Consider the following 18,954-nt stretch of genomic DNA (forward strand, 5'->3'; position numbering starts at 1 on the left):
CCATGCGCCGCCGGGAGCTGCTCGCGGGCGTCGGAAGCGCGGGCGTGATCGCCGGCGCCGGCGCGGTCGCCGCCTCCGGCGTTCCGTCGGTCGACGAGCTGCTCGGCCGCGAGTCGGACCAACCGGAGCCCGAGGAGCCCCTCGAGGTCGAGACGGTCGACGCGCCGGGCAGCGAGGCCGGAACCGCGACCGTGCCCGCGAGCGACCGCGCGACGTTCGTCGACATCTTCGGGACCTGGTGTCCGCCCTGCGTCGAGCAGATGCCGGCGCTGGCCGAGGCCAACGACCGAATCGGCGACGAGGTGTTGTTCATCTCGGTGACCAGCGAGTCCGTCGGCGAGAACGGCTCGATCACGCGGGCCGAACTCGCCGACTGGTGGGACGAACACGGCGGCGACTGGACGATCGGGCTCGATCCGACCGCGGCGGTCACCGAACGGTACCTCGAGAGCGGCTACCCCTCCGCGGCAGCGATCGACGCCACGGGCCGGCTGCGGTGGTCCGAGTCGGGGGTCAAGACCGCCGACGAGCTCGTCGCCGGAATCGAGCGGGCGCTCGAGGCCGACCCATGATCGACGCGTCGCTGCTGTCGGTGGTCGCGTTCCCACTTGCTGCCGGCGTCGGAACCTTCTTCTCGCCGTGTGCGTACCCGCTACTGCCGGGCTACGTCGGGTTCTACGCCAGCCAGACCGATCAGGAGACGGCATCGCTGTCGGGATCACTCCTCAGGGGCATTATCGCGGGGCTTGGAGTGCTCGCGACGTTTGCGGCACTCTTCGGCGCGACCTTCCTGATCGGACACTCGACGCTGTCGAACATCGCCGTCTTCGAGCCGATCGTCGGCGGGCTCCTGATCGTCTTCGGCGTTCTGGTGGTCCTCGATCGCGCCCCCTCGCTGTCGATCGCGCTCCCGAAGCGGCGCTCGAGCGCGCTGGGCTTTGGCGTCTTCGGTGTCGGCTACGCGCTCGCCGCGGCGGGCTGTGTCGCGCCGGTGTTCATCGCGGTGACGTCGTACTCGCTGACCCTGTCGACGACGTCGGCGGCGCTGGCGCTTGGAACGTACGCCGGCACCGTTACCCTTCTGATGGTCTCGCTGACCGTCGCGACCGGCGTGGGACTCGTCGCGAGCGGCGGCTGGCTCTCCGCGCACACCAAGACCATCGAGCGAATTGCGGGCGCGATCATGATCCTCGCCGGACTCGGCCAGCTCTACCTCGCGATATTCGTCCTCGACGTGATCTGATCGACGGACGTCGACGCTCGCGCCGCGTTCGTCCCGCACGGCCGGGCGACTCCGCCGGCAACTGCAGGTAGGAAACGTATCAGACGGCTTCCCGAACCCCGAGACGAGATGTACCAGGAGCTTCTACTCGCGACGGACGGTAGTGACGGCGCTCGACGGGCCACCGACCACGCGATCGAACTGGCGCGCCAGCTCGACGCGAGTCTGCACATCCTCTCGGTCTCCGAGGACGGCCCCCACGCCGAGCAGAAACGCGACCTGATGCGGACCGACCTCGAGGATCAGGCCGCCGAAGCGATCGAGCACGCCGAGGAGAAGGCGGCCGGGCACGGGATCGACGTCAGGACGACGATCCGCCACGGCGTCCCCCAGGAGGAGATCGTCGACGCCGCCGAGGCCCACGACGCGGACCTGATCGTCGTCGGGACAGTCGGCCGCTCCGGACTCGACCAGCTGATCGTCGGCAGCGTCGCCGAGGAGGTCGTCAGAAACGCGTCGGTTCCGGTCGTCACGGTGCGGGACGAGTCCTGAGGAGGCCGATCCGCCGTCCTCGCCCGGTCGTAATGGATCGCTACTCGAGACTACGAGACCGATAGTTAACTCCGACGAGTGCGAGGAGGTGCCACCGTGTCCCGCCGTGCAGGTCCTCCTCGAGCACCCGCCCGTTCCGATATCGAGAGCGACGCCGATCCGGAGGCGGTCGCGTGACCCGACCGACCAGCGCCGCGGCCGATCCGTTGCTCCGGGTACTCGTCGTCGGCGACGCCGACCCGCTCGAGGCGGTGACCGAGGCGGTGACGCGGGGGTTCGACTCGGTCTCGCTGGTCAGGGAGAGCGCGCTCTCTAGCGCCGTCGCCCGCGTCGAGACGGTCGATCCCCACTGCGTCGTCTGCGGGTTCGATCCCGGAGGACGGTCGCCGGTCGAACGCCTTCGGGCGGAGCGCGAGTCGGTCCCGATCCTCGCGGTCGCCGCCGATGCCGTCGGCGCGCTCGAGGCGGGCGCGACCGACGTCGTCGACCCCGCCGCCCCCGACCCGCTCGTGGTCGCCCGGCTCGGCCGACTCGCGGCGGGCGAGCGCGATCGACCGACCGACGAGTCGACCGCCGACTCCCGCTCGATCCTCGAGGGCTCGAGCGCGGTCGTGTGGCTCCTCGACGCCCACGGCGAGGTCGCGTACGCGAGCCCGGCAACCGACGGCGAGCTCGGGATCTCGCCGGACGAACTCGAGGGGCGATCGGTTTCGCGGGTCGTCCACCCCGAGGACCGCGACGCCGTCCGCGAGGCGGTCGCCGCCGCCGCGGACGGACCACTCGGAGCGTCGGAGCGCGTTCGAGTCCGACTCGGTCCCGCCGACGGCGCCCGGCGAACGGCGGAACTACGGGCGAGCAACCGCCTCGAGGGGATCGTCGCGACGGTCACCCCCGGGTCCGCGACCGAGGCGGAGCGGCGTCTCGATCGGCTCCAACGGCTCGGGGAAACTGGGCGAGATCTGCTCGGTGCCACCGACCGCGAGGCGGTGTACCGCCGGCTCTGTCGGGGCGCGGCGTCGCTCGAGTTCGGGGACGGGCGGATCGATCTCGCCTGGGTCGGCGCGGTCGAGGGCGGCGAGGCCCTCGAGCCGCGAGCGGTCGCCGGAGCGGGCGACGGTCGCCTCGGGTCGCTCGCGAGACGACACGCCTCGGCGATGGGGCGGGCGATCCCGGAGTCGGCGTCCGCGGACCGCCTGACCGAAGGGGCGGACGAGCCCTGGCGCGAGCGCGCACTCGAGGCGGGAATCCGCTCCGCGCTGTGCGTTCCGCTCCGATACGAGGGGTTCCGGTACGGCGCGTTGGTACTCTACTCGACGGCGCCCGCGGCGTTCGACGACCCGACCCGCCGCGGGCTCGAGCGTCTGGGACGGGTCGCCGGGGTCGCCATCGACGCGATGGAGAGCCGGCGCGCGCTTCGGGGTGACGCCGTCGCCGAGCTCGAGTTCGTCCTCCGGGAGTCCGAACCGCTCGCGTCGATCGCACACCGAATCGGCCGACCGCTGACGATCCGGTCGGTCGTTCCGACCGACGGCGGCGGAACCGTGTTCGCGACGGTTCCCGACGGGGCCGACGAGGCGGGCGAGCCCGACGGGACGCCCCTCGGGGCCGTCGACGGCCTCGAGAGCGCCCGATCGGTCGGCACCGTCGGCGGGCGGTGCCTGCTCGAGCTCCGGGTCGCCGAGCCGTCGGTCGCGACGGCGGTCGCCGCACACGGCGGCGTCGTTCGGTCGCTGACCCCGACGGGCGACCGAACGCGGCTCGTCCTCGAACTGGCGGGGCCGAACGACGTCCGGACGTTCGTCGGCGCGCTCGAACGGGGGTGGGACCTCGAACTGGTCGCCCGCCGCCAGCGCGAGCGCTCGCCCGAGGAGGCGGTCGCGCTGGACGCGGTGCTTCGCGAGCGCCTCTCCGAGCGACAGCGCCAGACCCTCGAGGCGGCCTACTACGCCGGCTTCTTCGAGTGGCCCCGCGAGACCACCGGCGAGGGGGTTGCCGACTCGCTGGGGATCTCCCAGCCGACGTTCAGCCGCCACCTCAGGGTCGCCCAGGGGACGGTGCTCTCGGTGCTGTTCGACGAGTTCGACGGCCTCGAGTGAGCAGGGCGGTCGCACGCGAGCCGGTAGACGGAGGTTACTCCGCGTAGTCTGCGGCTACGACCGAGACGGCCACGGAACGGTGACACTCGCCTCGAGCGACCGATGAATACGCATAGCGACGACTCGGGGGTCGGCGTTGGTATCTAGCCCCTACGGCCATCCGTTCGCGCCCGAATCGACCAGTCGATGATCACGATCCCGGTAACGAGAGCTTATCGCTGTCGTCCCCGCGGACGGCGGGTCGAGCGGTGAGCCTCGACCTCGCCGCGGAGTCCGACGGCGTCGGCGTCCGAACGCAGGCCGACGGCGGCGTCCTCGCCCAGCTCACCCTCTCCCACCCGGAGCTGGTGTTGCAGCCGTCGCTGCGGCGCGCTCCGGAGGTGGCCGTCGAACCCGAGTACTGGACCGACGCGGGCGACGACCGCACCCTCCTGTTCGTCACCGCGTCCGGCGCCGAGTTCCGCGCGTTCGAGACCGCCCTCGGAATCGACCCGACCGTCGCCGATCCCGTCCTCGTCGATCGGGGCGCCGACCGTCGGAGCTACCGCCTCGAGCTCACCGATCGGGCGATCACCCTCGTCGAGGCGAGCGCGATCGTCGGCGGCCGCCTTCGGGAGTGCGCGAGCTGTCGGGACGGCTGGCGGTTCCGGATCCGGTTTCCCGATCGGGACGCCCTCGTCGGGTTCAACGACCGGTGTCGCGACAGGGGCGTCTCGGTGAGCGTCGACCACCTCCGCCCCGCCGACGCGGACGCCGAGGCGTTCGTTCCCCTGACCGAGAAACAGCGGGAGCTGCTGACCGTCGCCTACGAGGAGGGGTACTTCGACGTCCCCCGTCGGATCTCCCAGAACGAGCTCGCGGATCGGCTCGGAGTCTCGAAGTCGGCGGTCTCCCAGCGGCTCAGGCGGGCGATCGCGCAGCTCTGCGGGTCGACACTAGCCTGAAAGATCGTCCCCGCCGCGGTCGGCCGCTACTCCTCGTCGTCGTCTTTCATCGAGCCCAGCTGGGAGACCAGCTGGTCGGTCGTGACGTCGGATTCGAACTCGAGTTGTCCGTCGTGGTCGTGTTCGTGGACGTTGACCGCCTCGACGTCCTCGTCGTCGTCCTGCGGTTGTTGCTGTTCGGACTCGTCGTAGCTACCAAAACCCATGGCGAAATCGAGGGACGGATGCGGGAAAGTCGTGACGGTTCGGTTCGTCCCTGTACCGCGGTCTCACGCCGACGGCGCGCTACTTCAGCCGGAGGTACTGCCGATCGTACTCCGGTTCGCCCTGGCGCGGGTGGATCGTGATAAACGACTCCGGCGGCATATCCACGAGCCGCGCCGGCAGGTCCTCGAGCTCGCCGTGCCAGCCGACGTCGCCGGGGCGGGGCGACACCGCGACGATGAGGTCGTCGTCCTCGGTCCGGGCCTCCAGGGTCGGCAACAGCTCGCCCCAGTCGTCGATCGACTCGAACTCCGCGCTGACATCTTCCTCGACGAGTCCGAACAGCTGCTCGAACTGGTGGGAGAATCCCTCGACGACGACGACGTTCAGCTCGGCGCCGAGGTTCGCCGCGATCCGCTTGATCAGGTGCACCGCCTCGTAGAACCCCTCGTGGTGGTCGGCGCCGATCGGGACGACGACGAAGATCCGTCGGGTCGTGTTGATGGGGTGGCCGAGCCGCGAGATGAGTACCGGGAGTTTCGTCCGTTCGAGCACCTGATCGATGATGCTGCCGAAGATGCGGTGGCTGAAGCTCCGGGTGGCGTCCCACCCCATGATGATCTGGTTCGCCTGGACCTCGACGGCGCCCTGGACGATCCCGGAGGCAACGTTGTGGTTGACCCGTGCCTCGGTTTCGATGGGGACCTCCGCGGCGCTGCCCTCAGCCGCGAGCGCTTCGAGCTCGCCCCGAACGCCCGCGATCTGCTCTTCGGTCGACTTGCTCGTGTCGGGCTGGACGACCGTCAGTACGTGTATCGGGTTGGTGCCCCTGTCGCCCTTGATGACGAAGGACAGCTCCAGCAGCCGCCGCTGGAGCTCGGCGTTGTGCGACAGCGGCAACAGGATATTCGGATCCCGTCCGTCGCCGGCGTCGTCCTCGACGTCGCGCTCGAGCGCGAGGCGATTGGCGGCCCGTTCGGTCAGCCACGGGCTCACGAACGCGGTGATCAGCAACAGGAGGACGACCGCGTTGAGGATCGCCTCGCTGAACAGGCCGGCGTCGAACCCGACGAGCGTGATCGCGAGCGCGGCTGCGGCCTGTCCTGTCGAGAGCCCGAAGATGACGTCGCGCTCATGGTTCGTGTAGTTCTGGATCTCGGCGACTGACCAGGCGGCGGCCCCCTTCGTCGCGATCATGATCGCGGTGATGAGCGCGGCGATCCAGAGCGTCTCGACGCCGGCGAAGATCACGCCCAGGTCGACGAGCATGCCGACGTGCAACAGGAAAAAGGGGATGAAGAAGGCGTTGCCGACGAACTCGAGGCGGTTCATCAGCGTCCCACCCTGCGGAATGAGCTGGTTCAGCGCCAGCCCGGCGACGAACGCTCCGAGGATGGGATCCAGATCGAGGACTTCGGCGAGGCTGGCCGCAGCGAAGATGCCGACCATCACGAACAGGAACTCGAAGTAGCTCTCCTCGCTGAAGTTCTGGAAGAACCACCGCGAAACCGGCGGAACGAGAAACCAGACGCTGGCAAAGAGGATCGCAAGCGAGAGTGCGACGTCGCCGAACAAAAGCGCCGAGAGCCCCTCGTCGACCGCCCCGGAGACGACCGCGAGGACGATCAGTGCGAGCGTGTCGGTAAACAGGATCCCGCCGAACACCGCGCTCACGGCGCGGTTTTTCGTGACGCCGAACCGGTTGACGACCGGGTAGGCCAGCAGGGTGTGTGAGGCGAAGACCGCCGAGAGCAACAGCGCCGCCCAGATGTCGAGGCCGAGCAGCGTCGAGGTCGCGACTGTTCCGACGGTAAACGGGAGGAAGAAACTCAACAGTCCGAACAGCGCCGCGTTCTCGGGGGCTTCCTTGAACCCGCGCAGATCGACCTCGAGGCCGACGGTAAACAGCAGGTAGATCAGGCCGACCTCGCCGAGGAGCTCGATCGCGTCGGAGTGGTCGACGACGCCGAGCGCGCCGGGGCCAACGATCGCACCGAAGACGACGATGCCGACGATCCCGGGCTGGCCAAGCCGTTTGACCAGCAGCGGTCCAACCAGAAAGATGATCATTGCGAGCGCGAAGATCAGCACCGGCTGGTCGAGCGGCAGGCCGAATCCGTCGACGACGAAGAACGGGAGCCAGTTCATGGGGAACGAGTTCCGGTCGACGTCGGTTGTCGAACGCGCATCAGTGAGCGAAACGAGGTGCGAATCGGCGTGGTCCGAACGGAGACGATCGTGGGCTGGTGATGGTATGGATGGATAATAAAACGCCTGATTCCGGCCATCAAGCGGCCGGGTGTAGGGGGACAAACGTTCAAGAAACGATCCCGTACGTGGCCAGTCGGTCAGTTATCGGAGACCAACAGCGCTGAAAGGATTCCCTTCTCGCAGGTCCGTGCCGCTTCGGCCCGAACGGATCGTGGCCGTATCCCGCGACTACGCTCCCGTCTGCGACCGATCGGTCCGTCGGTTCGTCCGGACCGGTTCGTTACAGGAATCGGCCCGAGTATCCGTCTACTACGGGATTCGATAGTCCGTCTATAGTAATGAGCGCCGGAGCGCTTAGCGTGTTCTATGTTCACGCACCGTTCGTTCTGTCGAACAGTTTCCGCGGACGAACAGCCCGGTCCGCCGTCCACGGACGACCGTCCGACCGACGCACCGTCGGGCCGTCCGAGCGACTCCGGCGAGGGGCGGTGATCCGACGATGTGTGGAATCATCGGCCGCGTCGGCGACGGGAACGCCCTCGAGCCGCTGCTGACCGGACTGGAGAACCTCGAGTACCGGGGCTACGACTCGGCGGGCGTCGCGGTCCAGAACGGCGCGGGGATCGACGTCGAGAAGCGCTCCGGGAAGGTCGAGGCGCTGATCGACTCGATCGAGGGCGACTCGATCGAGGGACAGGTCGGGATCGGACACACCCGCTGGAGCACCCACGGGCCCCCGACCGACGAGAACGCCCACCCGCACACCGACGCCACCGAGGACGTCGCGGTCGTTCACAACGGCATCATCGAGAACTACGCCGACCTCCGTGCGGAGCTGCGGGCGGCGGGCTACGAGTTCACCAGCGACACCGACACCGAGGTCGTTCCCCACCTCATCCAGTCCTACCTCGACGGCGGCGCCGACACCGAGACCGCCTTCCGGGAGGCGATCGCCGACCTCGAGGGGAGCTACGCGATCACGGCGATGTTCTCGGGCGAGCACGTCCTCTACGCGGCTCGCCAGGGGTCGCCGCTGGTCGTCGGGATCGAGGACGACGAGTACTTCCTCGCGAGCGACGTCCCCGCCTTCCTCGAGTACACCGACAGCGTCGTCTACCTCCGGGACGGCGACGTCGTCATCGTCGACGCAGACGGCGTCGAGTTCACCGACCTCGCGGGAGCGCCCGTGGACCGCGAACCCGAAACCGTCGAGTGGGACCCCGAGGAGGCGGGAAAGGGCGAGTACGGCCACTTCATGCTCAAGGAGATCCACGAGCAGCCGACGTCGCTCGCACAGGCGCTCGAGGGACGGATCGATCCCGAGAACGGGCGGACCGCACTGGCTGACTTCGAGTCGGGCGCGTTCGCCGACGTCTCGAACGTGCAGCTCGTGGCCTGTGGCACCTCCTACCACGCGGCGCTGTACGGCGCGATCGCGCTCAACCGGTCCGGGGTTCGGGCGACCGCGCTGCTGGCCAACGAGTACGACGCCACCGCGCCGCCGATCGACGACGGGACGGTCGTGATCGCGGTCACCCAGAGCGGGGAGACCGCCGACACGCTGACGGCGCTGCGACGGGCGAACGCCGACGGCGCCGAGACGGTGACGGTCACGAACGTCGTCGGCTCGACCGCGGCCCGCGAGGCCGACGAGGCGCTGTTCATCCGCGCGGGGCCAGAGATCGGCGTCGCCGCGACCAAGACGTTCTCCTCGCAGGCCGCGATGCTCGTCCTGCTGGCCCGACGGATCGCCGCCGACCGTCGGGGCGAGCCCCCGGCCGAGCTCGACGCGTTGCTCCCGGATCTGGCCGCTCTGCCCGACGCGGTCGAGACCGTCCTCGAGTCCTCCGACGCCGCGGCGATCGCCAACCGGTATCGCAGCAGTCGGTCGTACTTCTTCATCGGCCGCGGGCTGGCGTACCCGGTCGCCCTCGAGGGCGCCCTGAAGTTCAAGGAGATCACCTACGAGCACGCCGAGGGGTTCGCCGCGGGCGAGCTCAAACACGGGCCGCTGGCGCTCGTGACCCCGGAAACGCCAGTGTTCGCCGTCTTCACGGGCCGAGAGGACGAGAAGACGCTGAACAACGCCGAGGAGGCCCAGACCCGCGGCGCGCCGCTGGTCGCCGTCTGCCCGGACGGCCACCCGGCCTGCGGAATCGCCGACGCCCACCTCAAGATTCCTGACACCGATCCGGCGCTCGCCGGCCTGCTCGCGAACGTCCAGCTCCAGTTGGTCTCCTATCACGCGGCCGACCTGCTCGGCCGACCGATCGACAAGCCGCGGAACCTCGCGAAAAGCGTCACCGTCGAGTAGGGATCGACGGGGCCGTCGCTCGCCCGCTTATCGATCCCGCTCGACGACCTCGCCGGGCGCCGTCGTCGCTCCCGTATCAAGTTTCAGCCCGGGAGTCAGACTCGTGTTGATCCCGGTCTTGGCGTCGTCGCCGACGACGACGCCGAACTTCCGGCGGTTCGTCGACACCCGATCGCCCTTGACCGTGAACCGCACGGCGTCGCCGTCGTGACGGAGGTTCGCGACGGTCGTCCCCGCCCCAAAGTTGACGTCGCGGCCGAGGACGCTGTCGCCGATATAGGAGAGGTGGCCGGCCGTCGCGCCCCGCGAGAGGACGCTGTTTTTCACCTCGACGGCGTTGCCGACCTTCGCGCCCTCGTCGATCAGGGTCGCACCGCGAACGTAGGCGTTCGGACCGACCGTCGCGCCCGAGCGGATCAGCGCGGGCCCTTCGATCACGACACCGGGTTTGACCGTCGCGCCCTCCTCGACGACGACCGATCCCTCGAGGTGGGCGTCCTCGCTGACCTCGCCCGCAACGCGGCCCTCGAGTTCGCCGAGTTTCCACTCGTTGGCCTCGAGCAGCTCCCAGGGGCGACCGACGTCCATCCATCGCTCGAGGGTGACGGGCGTGACGGTAAACCGATCGACCACCTGCGCGAGGACGTCGGTGATCTCGTGTTCGCCCCGCTCGCTGGCGGGAACGTCGAGCCACTCGATCGCCTCCTCGGGGAACGCGTAGGCGCCCGCGTTCGCGAGGTTCGTCGGCGGATCCGACGGTTTCTCGACGATGTCGGTGACGGCGCCGTCGGTCGTGCTGAGCACGCCGTAGTTGCGCGGATCCTCGACCTCGATCGCGCAGACGGCCGGACACTCCTCGAAGAGCCGGTCGATCGCCGCCTGGTCGTAGAGGTTGTCGCCGTTGAGCACGGCGAAGGGTCCCTCGAGGTGGTCGCTGGCGGCGTTGACGGCGTGGGCCGTCCCCGCCTGCTCCTCCTGGATCGCATAGGAGATGGGGACGCCGCGGTGCTCCTCGCCGAAGTAGTCCTCGACGGTGTCGGCCTCGTAGCCGACGACGAGGACCACCTCGTCGGCGCCGGCGTCGATCACGGCGTCGACGGTGTGAGCGGCGAGCGGACGATCCGCGACGGGCAACATCGGTTTCGGCACTGATGAGGAAAGCGGTCGGATCCGCGTCCCTTCTCCGGCTGCAAGCACGACAGCTTTCATTACGATCGCATTGTTCGATCCCCCCGATTAATATACGGCCGATAATCGTTTGGTGGTTCGTTTGGCCGATTCGGCCCCCCGAATGGCGGAATCGATCGGACCGATCGACGGCTTCGACGGGAGACTCCGAGAACCGCCCGAAAACGCCGATCGTCCGTCAACTCCAACGATCGAGAACGGTGTTTATGCCTCGTTAACCGGCCCATTACTGTTCAGAAATGTGTAATTTCTGCGGTTGCAGCGCGCGACGCCGTCGATATCGGAACACCCCCTCTCGATCCCCCTCGAGGGGGGTATCGACCACGAAATACGGGACTAAATTTCACTTCGATCGTTATGCTGCCTATATTAAATACCGCTCTGTGATTAGCCGCTGGTGATGTCGACGGAACCAACCGACGTGAAGTGGACGCCGATGTCGTCCGGGAAGCAAACGACCTCGCCGCGGTGTATCAACTGCGACAACCAGGTGACACGGCAGTTCGCTCGCGTTTTCGGCGACAACCGGGACGTCGTCCACGCCTGCCCCGAGTGTGCGACGTACCGAGAGATGAAGACGTCCGATTTCATTCCCGAGGAACGACGATAGCTCCCCCGACCCGCCCCGCTGACGGTTCGTCCGCTGTCTCTTATTCGAGCGCGTTCGTCGCCTCGGTCGCCCGCTCGACGATCCCCGTCGCGGTCGCGAACACCGAATCCGCGTCGGTTTCCGAACGCGCCTCCGCGGTCACCCTGACGACCGGCTCGGTTCCGCTCGCGCGGAGCAGGAACCAGCCGGCGTCGGTCTCGACCCGGACGCCGTCGAGGGTGTCGACCTCGGCGTACTCCTCCTCGACGGTCGCCTCGACCGCTTCCATCACGGCTTCCTTCGCCTCGACCTCGATCGACGTCCGCCGGATCGGGTAGCGCTCGATCTCGGCGGCCAGCTCCGAGAGCGGCCCCTCGCTCGAGACCAGTTCGGCGAGCTTGCAGGCCGCAAGCGGGCCGTCCGGACAGCGGGTCTCGGTCGGCCAGATCCAGGCCCCGCTGGGTTCGCCTCCGAAGACGACGTCGTCCTCGGTGGTCCGTTCGGCGACGTAGACGTCGCCGACCTGCGTTCGAGTCAGGGAGGCGCCGACGGCGGCCAGCGCGTCGTCGACCGCCAGGCTTGTGTCCACGGGGGCGGCGACCCGGTCGCCCTCGCCGGCGGCGTTGCGCGCGAACAGCGCCAGCAGCGCGTCCTTCGGCACGAACTCCCCGGTTTCGTCGACGGCCATCATGCGATCGGCGTCGCCGTCGTGGGCGATGCCCAGGTCGGCGTCGGTCTCCGCGAGGACGGTCATGAGCGTGCCCAGGGTCTCCCGGTTGGGCTCGCTGGGTCGGCCCGGGAACGAGCCGTCGGGCTGGCCGTTCAGCGTCCGGACCGTACAGCCCAGGTCGGCGAGGACCGCCGCGGTCACGGCGCCGGCGCCGTTGCCGACGTCGACGACCACCTCGAGGGGGTCGCCGAGCTCGACCGCGTCCGCCAGCGCGTTCGCGTGGTACTCGCGGACGCGGTCGCGGCGCTCCCGCCGACCCTGGCCGTCCCAGTCGGCCAGCTCGTAGTCGCCCTCGCCGACGCGGCGGGCGATCGATTCGCGCTTCTCGGGGCCGAAGGCCTTGCCGGAGGGCGTCCAGAGCTTGATCCCGTTGTCGGTCTCGGGGTTGTGCGAGGCCGTAACGACGATTCCCGCGTCGGCGTCGAGGTGCTCGATCGATCGGGCGACCGTCGGGGTCGCCTCGACGCCGACCTCGAGGACGTCGGCGCCACACTCCTGGAGTCCCGCGGCGATCGCGTCGACGAGGGTGCGCCCGCTGTCACGGACGTCCCGCCCGACGACGACGCGCTCGTAGCCGTCGGAGGCGACCGCGCGGCCGACCGACAGCGCGAGCGCGGCCGTCACGTCCGTTCCGACGGTTCCACGGATACCACTGGTCCCGAACATACAGTTCGTGACGGCGGGCCCGGAGTTAATATGTGTCGACTTCCGGAGACCGGGATGAGGGCTTCGGGACCGACCGTCAGCGCTCGAACTCGGGTTCGGTTCGGTAGTCACCCCCTATCCGCGTGAACCGTCGCCGTCGTATATAGGTCCGTTCGGTGGCGCTCCGGACGTAATGGGATCACGCTCAGCCGATCGGAAACGGACTCGCATCGGACGCTCCGAGACGACCGTCGACGGACGCGACCGCCGATGAGCGGACTCGAGTCCGACGGTGTCGAGGCCGTCGTCTCGGAGCTGCCGCCCAGCTCGAAGCTCGTCTACAAGGTGCTCGAGTACGAGGGCGCGATGACCCAGGCGGAGATCGCTGCCGAGTCGCGGCTCTGTCCCCGAACCGTCAGACACGCGCTGGGGACGCTCGCGGACCGCGACGTCGTTGACAGCCGGGCCTGCCTCGCCGACGCCAGGCGGTCGACGTACTGGATTTCGGACTAGCCGTTTCGGAAGCGAAACGGCGGTTCGGACTCCCTACCGGAGTTTCCGGTAGCGATCGATCAGCAGGTCGAGCCCGAACGAGCCCGCCGTGATCGTGTAGTTGGTCTCGAGTCGCGGGTTGAACTTCGCCTTGTAGCGGTTGATGCTCGGGACGCCGGCCCCGACGAGATCGTAGCGATCCAGTCCCGTCTCCAGCCCGTCGCGCATCACGTGCCAGTCGAGCAGGTCGTTGATCGGGAGGTCGACGTCGGTATCGGGTTTCACCCCGCCCTGCCAGCGGTACCGGGTCGTTTGCGACTCGACGACCAGGATGCCCCCGACGAACTCCCCGTCGACCCGACAGACGTAGGGGCGGATCGCGCCGTCGGGAAGTTCGCGGTGGACCGCCCGGGCGAACTCGGGGTTCAGCTGGAACGATCGGCCCTGGCTCTCGTAGCGGGCGGCGACCTGGTCGACGATCCGCTCGACGTCGTCGTTGTCGCCCTCCTCGACGACGTAGGCGTCGGGGTCGGCGTTGCGAACGTTGTTCCGGGCGTCGCTACTGAAGCGATCGAGCAGGTCGTCCTCGCTGCCCTCGAGGTCGACGACGTAGGTGTACCCCGGCTCGACGTCGTACTCGTTCCAGACGAACGGGCGGACGTCCTCGAACTCGGCGACGACGAACTTGGAGTACTGCGGGGCAATCTCGCGGTCGATCCACTCGAAACAGCCCTCGAGAAAGCGCTGGATTCGCCTGTCGGCCTTGCGCTGTTTGAGTTTATCGACGTTCAGCGCCGACGGCCCGAGGTAACACGACCACGCCCGCGGCGCGGGCGAGAACGCGCCCGTGATCGGCCCCTTCGCGTACTCGAAGACCGGGAAGATGCCGACGGCCTCCTGGCCCTTGAATCCGGCCAGCAGGTGGGGGGTCGTGTCAGTGTCCGCGGCCTGCAGCCGGACCGCCTCGGCCCGGCTGAAGGGGTTCGTCCCGTCGGAACGTTCGACGTATCGGTTCCACTCGTCGGCGTCCGCGATCGGATCGAGGACGGTAACGTCGATACTCATAGGTACCCGAGATCCGAGAGGCGTTCCTCGACGGCGCCGTCGTCGGTGGCCGCGACCGCCGTCGGCTCGTAGTCGGGGTAGTCGGCGACGGCGCTTTCCTCGACGATCGGCAGGGCGGTGCCGTCCATGTCGGCGTCGATCGGCACGTCGAACAGCGAGCAGATCGTCGGCGCGATATCGAAGATCGTCGCTCCCTCGAGGGCGGCCGACTCGTCGAACGCCGGCCCCGCGGCGGCGACGACCCCGGTTCGCTTGTGGTTCCAGGGCTCCATGGGCTCGCCGAACCGGGGACGGTCAAGGTCGCCGACGATCGCGTTGTCGAACCCCGCGGGAACGGTGACGATATCCGGCCCGTTATCGAGGTGCGGACCGCTGAAGTACCGTTCCCGGGGTGCGACGGTCTCGAACATCGGCTCCCCGTCGGGGGTTCGCACTGCCGACAGGTCCTCGATGAGTTCGGTCCGGACCGACTCGTACTCCGCGGGCGGCACTCGACCGTTCGGCTCGCGGCCCTCGAGGTTGATCCGAACTCCGAGCTCGCTCTTCGAGCGAACGTAGGCCCGCGACGCCGGAAAGTCGACCTGGGTGCTGGCCGCCCGGAGCAGGTCGTTGGGGACGCGGCTGCCGATCGGCTCCGCGAGCCCGACCAGATCCAGCGCGGCGGCGACCCGCTGGGTCGTCAGCCCGACCGTCGCGGCGGCGTTCAGCGCCCGCTCGATCGGGCCGGCCTCGTGGTCGGCGGCGTCCTCGCCGGCGAGCAGGTCGTTCTCCCAGGCTCGCGACCAGTCGGGCATCCCCTCGCCGCCCCGACGTGCCGCGAGCAACCCCTCCTCCCGGAGGTGCTCGTTGAGCCGGAACTCGTGACCCGAGACCCGCCCCATCCCGTGGTCGCTGACGACCAGGACGTTCTCGGGGTCGTGGCGCTCGATCGTCGCCTCGATCTGTCGGTCGACCTCGCGGTAGACGGCCTCGACCGCGCGCTTTTCCCCGTTTCGCTCGTGGAAGACCGAGTCGGTCTGCTGGAACTGCAGGAAGCCGAAGTCGGGCTCGAAGCGCCGACAGAGGTACCGAAACGCCTGCCCTCGCAGCTCGATCACTCGCTCGTAGGCCGCGATCGACGCCGCGGGCTCGGCCCCGTTCTGGGGGTAGATCCGGTACTCCCCGCAGGCCTTCTCGACGTCCTCGAGGATCCCTTCGGGGTGGCAGTCGGGCTCTTCGGGCGCGGTCATCCCCGGGATCAAGGCCCCGTCGAACTCCCGGGCGGGGTGGGTGACGGGGAGGTTGACGACGACGCTCGAGAGCCCGTGATCGCTCAACAGCTCCCAGACGGGTCGTTCGCGGACGTGGGTCGCGTTGACGACGGTCCAGTCGTAACCCTCGAAGGAAAGGAAGTCGAAAACCCCGTGCTTGCCGGGGTTTTTCCCGGTGTACAGCGACGGCCAGGCGCTGGCCGTCCAGGGCGGGATCTGGGACTCGAGGGGGCCGTTCGTGCCCGCCTCGAACAGCCCACGCAGCGTCGGCGTCACCCCCGCCTCGAACAGCGGCTCGAGGATCGGCCGACAGCCGGCGTCGAGCCCGATGACGAGTAGTCGGAGACCGTCTCCGTCGTTCGAACCATCCATGGGCGACTGCTGTGCCCGTCCGGGCTTTGTTATGCAACCGCTGGGCGAGCTGTAGGCGGTCGCTGCCGTCACCTTCGCGGCGTCATCGTCCCGTCGCTGGTCGACTGTAAGCGGCACTTGCAGCCCGAAGCGCCGCCGTACCGCCGATACGGTTATTCCCGTCGCTCCGGTACTCGATTCAGCATGATCGTTCCGCCGACGCCGACCGTCGACCGGTCCGCCAGCGGGGAGTGAACCGTGGGACCGTCGCTGCTCGTTCGGGCGCTTACGTCCCCGGGGTCGGACGGCGTCCTCTCCGCCCTCGAGCGCCGCCATGCCCACCTCACCCGCTACGGGTCCGGGAAGGCCGCCCTTCGGGACGGGCTCGCGGCGATCGCCGACGGCACCGGGTCGGTCCTCCTTCCGGCCTACCTCCCCGACGGCGTCGCCGAACCGCTGTACGAGCTCGGCCTCGAGCCGCGGTACTACCGGGTCCGGCCCGACCTCGGACCCGACCTGGCCGACCTCGAGCGCCGCCTCGACGACGGGACGGTCGCCGCCGTCTCGGTCGACTACTTCGGCTTCCCCCAGCCGCGCCTCGCGGGATTCGCCTCGCTGCTCGCGGACCGCGACTGCTACCACGTCGAAGACAACGCCCACGCCCCGCTCAGCGTCGCCGACGGGACGCTGCTCGGGACGCGAGGCGACCTCGGGATCACGAGCCTGCGGAAGCTGCTCGCGGTTCCGGACGGCGCCCTGCTGTACTGCAGCGGTGACGCGGTCCGCGAGCGGTTCGAGCCGTCCGCGATCGCCGGCGTCCGCGAGCGCTTCGACGGCTCCGACTGGCTGTTCCTCGCGAAGGCGGTTGCGACCGGCGCGCTCGAGTCGAACACCCGGTTGCGTCGCTCGGCCGAGACGCTGCTGGCGAGCCGACGCGACGGCTCCGCCCCGCCCAGCGCGTCCGCCCGCTACGAGGCCGGCAAGCGTCCGATGTCGAAACTCTCCGTCCGGCTCCTCGAGGCGGCCGACCCGGACGCGATCCGGACCGAGCGGCGGACCCGCTACCGCGAATGGCTCCGATACCTCTCGGCGCGTGACGGGCTCCAGCTCCTTCGGCCGGAGCTTTCGGCGGGGATCTGTCCCCAGGCGGTCCCCGTCCGAACCTCGGCGCCGGAGCGGTTGCTCGACGACCTCGAGGCTGCGGGGGTCGCCGGCGCGCACACCTGGCCGCGACTCGCCGGCCCCGTTCGCGCCGACCCGGCCTACGCGACCGCGAGACGGCTGGCCGAGGAAGTCGTCGTCGTCCCGATCCGCCGACGGCCCGAAGCTGGCGGGCTCGAGGCCCGATAGCTCCGTTCAGCTCCGGTCGGACGGCTCCGGCGCCGTCGGTCGAACGCCCTCCGCGAGCCCGTAGGCGCCGTCCGCGGTACGCTCGAGCACGGACCGCGTTCGGAGCTCCGAGACGAGACTCTGGACGGCGATGGTCGAGCGATCGACCCGCGTCGCCAGCGTCTCGGTCGCGAGCGGCCCCTCGCGAGCCAGCGTCTCGAGGACCCGCTCGCCGGTCTCGAGCGAGCACAGCGAGCCGTCGCAGGCGCGCTCGAGGGAGTCGGCGACCGGGCCGTCCTCGAGGAGCCCGCCCGCGTCGAGCCCCCGGTCTCCAGGGATCGAGTCGGGCTCGTCGTCCTCGGCGTAGCTGAACTCCCGACCCTCGGCGTCCTCGAGTTCGGCGACGCGCTCGCGGAGCCGCCGGACTTCCTCGCGCAGCCGATCCCGCTCGTCGGTCCTGTCGGCGACCCGTTCGGTCAGCTCCTCGATGCGCTCCTCGCGGTCCTCGAGGTCGGCCTCGAGATCGACGACCTCCTGGTGGAGCCGGCGGCGCTCCTCGTCGTTTCCGGGCAGCTGGGTCTGGGCCGTCCCGACCCCGGCGACGGCGTCGGCCAGCTGCTGGGCCGCCGTCGAGATGTCCCGCGCGGACTCGAGTTCGTCCTCGAGGGTCGCGATTCGCTGCTCGCGTTTCTCGAGTTCGGCCTCGAGTTCGTCGATCCGGTCTGCTTCCCGCCGTTCGCGCTCGGAGATCTCCTGAAGATCTCCGACGAGCGTATCGGAGACGGACTTGAGATCGGGCCGTTCGAACTCCTCGAGACCGGGGGTCGCGCCGGCGTCGAAGGTCCGCTTGCGCCGGAACTGGACCTTCCGGACGTCGGTCTCGGTCCAGTCGGTCTGGACGAACGCCTGGCCGTCGTCGAGGTCGGACACCCGTTGTGCGTACTCGGTGTCGATGATCCGCCCGACGACCTTCGTGTCGTTGTCCCAGGTCAGGCGGTGCCAGACCAGCCAGTTGGCCTGCGTGATGAAGTCCTTCTTGACGTCCGCAGGGCGCTGGCTGATCCCCAGAATGCCGAGCCCGTGCTTGCGCCCGCGCTTGCCGATCTTGATCAGCAGGTTCCCCGTCTCGCCGACGCCCCCGCCCTCGGGGATGTACTCGTGGACCTCCTCGACGACCAGCAGGAAGGGTTTCTTGAGTTTCTTCTCCTTGACGAACAGCTGGCGGGCGACCTCCCGCAACAGCTCGTCGGCCGCGTCCTCCTCGAGGTAGCCCGAGACGTCCAGGATGATCGGGACGTTTTCCTCTAAGGCCAGCGTGGCCATCTGCTCGGCGTGTTCGGGACCGATCTGGACGTCGCACTCCTCGTCGGCGCCGGCGTGGAGCATCTCGTATTCCTCTTTCAGCCCGTAGTACTCGCCGTCGGTGTCGACGATCAGCAGGGGAAAGCCCGCCTCGAGCAGCTCCTCGGCGATCACCGACGCTGTGTTCGACTTCCCCGAACCGCTCTTCCCGGTCGCGAATCCGCGACCCGTCAGCAGCTCGATCACCGGCAGCGTCAGCTCCGTGCCGTCGGCGGTCTCGCCGACGAGGACCTCCCGCTGGTCGCTCACCGACCGACCACCCGCGGACGCGACTCGCTCATTGTCTCCCTGTTCGAATGCGAGACCTTGAATACTTTCTTCACGTGTTACGTAGAGAGTGCAGACGTACCTTTTTCTCGTCGGGTTCGCTCGCAGGGCTCGCTCACCACTCTCTGCTCACGGGCGCTTCG

16 protein-coding genes are annotated in these 18,954 nt (G+C 69.0%); 9 read left to right on the forward strand and 7 right to left on the reverse strand.

From position 1 onward, the window contains the following. The first annotated feature begins 2 nt into the window (after positions 1–2). The 5 genes from GWG54_RS07225 to GWG54_RS07245 all read left to right on the forward strand — a co-directional run bounded on the left by GWG54_RS07225 (position 3) and on the right by GWG54_RS07245 (position 4,814). Positions 3–572, forward strand: a complete 570-nt coding sequence (locus GWG54_RS07225; protein WP_167937133.1) for a TlpA disulfide reductase family protein — start codon at positions 3–5, stop codon at positions 570–572. Then, positions 569–1,243, forward strand: coding sequence for a cytochrome c biogenesis CcdA family protein (locus GWG54_RS07230; RefSeq protein WP_167937134.1), 675 nt, complete (start codon positions 569–571; stop codon positions 1,241–1,243). The genes GWG54_RS07225 and GWG54_RS07230 overlap by 4 nt, the downstream gene beginning before the upstream one ends. A 108-nt stretch (positions 1,244–1,351) precedes the next feature. Next, on the forward strand, positions 1,352–1,774 hold the full coding sequence (locus GWG54_RS07235) for a universal stress protein (protein ID WP_167937135.1): 423 nt from the start codon (positions 1,352–1,354) through the stop codon (positions 1,772–1,774). Between the two features lie 173 nt (positions 1,775–1,947). Beyond that, the gene (locus GWG54_RS07240) at positions 1,948–3,870 is read left to right on the forward strand and encodes a bacterio-opsin activator domain-containing protein (RefSeq protein ID WP_167937136.1); all 1,923 of its coding nucleotides are present in this window, start codon (positions 1,948–1,950) and stop codon (positions 3,868–3,870) included. Between the two features lie 248 nt (positions 3,871–4,118). Continuing rightward, positions 4,119–4,814 carry a helix-turn-helix domain-containing protein gene (locus GWG54_RS07245; protein WP_167937137.1) on the forward strand — a complete coding sequence of 232 codons (696 nt, stop codon included), beginning with the start codon at positions 4,119–4,121 and terminating at the stop codon, positions 4,812–4,814. A 26-nt stretch (positions 4,815–4,840) separates the two neighbouring features. Here GWG54_RS07245 and GWG54_RS07250 read toward each other — a convergent pair whose 3' ends face one another. Continuing rightward, entirely contained in the window at positions 4,841–5,020 is a 180-nt protein-coding gene (locus tag GWG54_RS07250) for a DUF5786 family protein (protein ID WP_167937138.1), read from the reverse strand. Between the two features lie 79 nt (positions 5,021–5,099). After that, positions 5,100–7,166, reverse strand: coding sequence for a cation:proton antiporter (locus tag GWG54_RS07255; RefSeq protein ID WP_167937139.1), 2,067 nt, complete (start codon positions 7,164–7,166; stop codon positions 5,100–5,102). A gap of 562 nt (positions 7,167–7,728) precedes the next feature. On the opposite strand from GWG54_RS07255, the gene glmS reads away from it, so the two are divergent. Beyond that, positions 7,729–9,543 (forward strand): glutamine--fructose-6-phosphate transaminase (isomerizing), encoded by a 1,815-nt coding sequence (gene glmS / locus GWG54_RS07260; RefSeq protein ID WP_167937140.1) that lies wholly within the window; start codon positions 7,729–7,731, stop codon positions 9,541–9,543. 27 nt (positions 9,544–9,570) lie between these two features. On the opposite strand, the gene glmU is transcribed toward glmS, so the two are convergent. Then, positions 9,571–10,752, reverse strand: coding sequence for a bifunctional sugar-1-phosphate nucleotidylyltransferase/acetyltransferase (glmU, locus tag GWG54_RS07265; RefSeq protein WP_167937141.1), 1,182 nt, complete (start codon positions 10,750–10,752; stop codon positions 9,571–9,573). Positions 10,753–11,131: 379 nt separating this feature from the next. On the opposite strand from glmU, the gene GWG54_RS07270 reads away from it, so the two are divergent. Further along, positions 11,132–11,341, forward strand: a complete 210-nt coding sequence (locus GWG54_RS07270; protein ID WP_008425417.1) for a hypothetical protein — start codon at positions 11,132–11,134, stop codon at positions 11,339–11,341. A gap of 40 nt (positions 11,342–11,381) precedes the next feature. On the opposite strand, the gene glmM is transcribed toward GWG54_RS07270, so the two are convergent. Then, positions 11,382–12,716, reverse strand: coding sequence for a phosphoglucosamine mutase (glmM, locus tag GWG54_RS07275; protein WP_167937142.1), 1,335 nt, complete (start codon positions 12,714–12,716; stop codon positions 11,382–11,384). A 249-nt stretch (positions 12,717–12,965) separates the two neighbouring features. Here glmM and GWG54_RS07280 point away from each other — a divergent pair, with 249 nt between their 5' ends. Next, complete coding sequence (locus GWG54_RS07280; protein ID WP_167937143.1) at positions 12,966–13,208, forward strand: MarR family transcriptional regulator; 243 nt, start codon at positions 12,966–12,968, stop codon at positions 13,206–13,208. A 33-nt stretch (positions 13,209–13,241) separates the two neighbouring features. On the opposite strand, the gene GWG54_RS07285 is transcribed toward GWG54_RS07280, so the two are convergent. Together GWG54_RS07285 and GWG54_RS07290 are read right to left on the reverse strand one after the other, a co-directional pair. Beyond that, positions 13,242–14,252: a GNAT family N-acetyltransferase gene (locus GWG54_RS07285; protein ID WP_167937144.1), complete on the reverse strand. Its 1,011-nt coding sequence runs from the start codon at positions 14,250–14,252 to the stop codon at positions 13,242–13,244. Further along, the gene (locus GWG54_RS07290) at positions 14,249–15,874 is read right to left on the reverse strand and encodes an alkaline phosphatase family protein (protein WP_167937145.1); all 1,626 of its coding nucleotides are present in this window, start codon (positions 15,872–15,874) and stop codon (positions 14,249–14,251) included. The genes GWG54_RS07285 and GWG54_RS07290 overlap by 4 nt, the downstream gene beginning before the upstream one ends. A 237-nt stretch (positions 15,875–16,111) precedes the next feature. Here GWG54_RS07290 and GWG54_RS07295 point away from each other — a divergent pair, with 237 nt between their 5' ends. Beyond that, positions 16,112–17,203 carry a DegT/DnrJ/EryC1/StrS family aminotransferase gene (locus GWG54_RS07295; RefSeq protein WP_167937146.1) on the forward strand — a complete coding sequence of 364 codons (1,092 nt, stop codon included), beginning with the start codon at positions 16,112–16,114 and terminating at the stop codon, positions 17,201–17,203. Positions 17,204–17,209: 6 nt separating this feature from the next. On the opposite strand, the gene GWG54_RS07300 is transcribed toward GWG54_RS07295, so the two are convergent. Continuing rightward, on the reverse strand, positions 17,210–18,793 hold the full coding sequence (locus GWG54_RS07300; RefSeq protein ID WP_167937147.1) for an ATP-binding protein: 1,584 nt from the start codon (positions 18,791–18,793) through the stop codon (positions 17,210–17,212). Positions 18,794–18,954: the final 161 nt, after the last annotated feature.

This window comes from Natronococcus sp. JC468 (genome assembly GCF_012163165.1).
Taxonomy (GTDB): domain Archaea; phylum Halobacteriota; class Halobacteria; order Halobacteriales; family Natrialbaceae; genus Natronococcus; species Natronococcus jeotgali.

What these genes read in the sequence shown, in the direction of transcription:
- GWG54_RS07250 (WP_167937138.1), bottom strand. Translation starts at nt 5,020, where the DNA reads ATGGGTTTTGGTAGCTACGACGAGTCCGAACAGCAACAACCGCAGGAC.
- GWG54_RS07270 (WP_008425417.1), top strand. Translation starts at nt 11,132, where the DNA reads ATGTCGACGGAACCAACCGACGTGAAGTGGACGCCGATGTCGTCCGGG.
- GWG54_RS07225 (WP_167937133.1), top strand. Translation starts at nt 3, where the DNA reads ATGCGCCGCCGGGAGCTGCTCGCGGGCGTCGGAAGCGCGGGCGTGATC.
- GWG54_RS07285 (WP_167937144.1), bottom strand. Translation starts at nt 14,252, where the DNA reads ATGAGTATCGACGTTACCGTCCTCGATCCGATCGCGGACGCCGACGAG.
- GWG54_RS07255 (WP_167937139.1), bottom strand. Translation starts at nt 7,166, where the DNA reads ATGAACTGGCTCCCGTTCTTCGTCGTCGACGGATTCGGCCTGCCGCTC.
- GWG54_RS07280 (WP_167937143.1), top strand. Translation starts at nt 12,966, where the DNA reads ATGAGCGGACTCGAGTCCGACGGTGTCGAGGCCGTCGTCTCGGAGCTG.
- glmM (WP_167937142.1), bottom strand. Translation starts at nt 12,716, where the DNA reads ATGTTCGGGACCAGTGGTATCCGTGGAACCGTCGGAACGGACGTGACG.
- GWG54_RS07235 (WP_167937135.1), top strand. Translation starts at nt 1,352, where the DNA reads ATGTACCAGGAGCTTCTACTCGCGACGGACGGTAGTGACGGCGCTCGA.
- glmU (WP_167937141.1), bottom strand. Translation starts at nt 10,752, where the DNA reads ATGAAAGCTGTCGTGCTTGCAGCCGGAGAAGGGACGCGGATCCGACCG.
- glmS (WP_167937140.1), top strand. Translation starts at nt 7,729, where the DNA reads ATGTGTGGAATCATCGGCCGCGTCGGCGACGGGAACGCCCTCGAGCCG.
- GWG54_RS07230 (WP_167937134.1), top strand. Translation starts at nt 569, where the DNA reads ATGATCGACGCGTCGCTGCTGTCGGTGGTCGCGTTCCCACTTGCTGCC.
- GWG54_RS07290 (WP_167937145.1), bottom strand. Translation starts at nt 15,874, where the DNA reads ATGGATGGTTCGAACGACGGAGACGGTCTCCGACTACTCGTCATCGGG.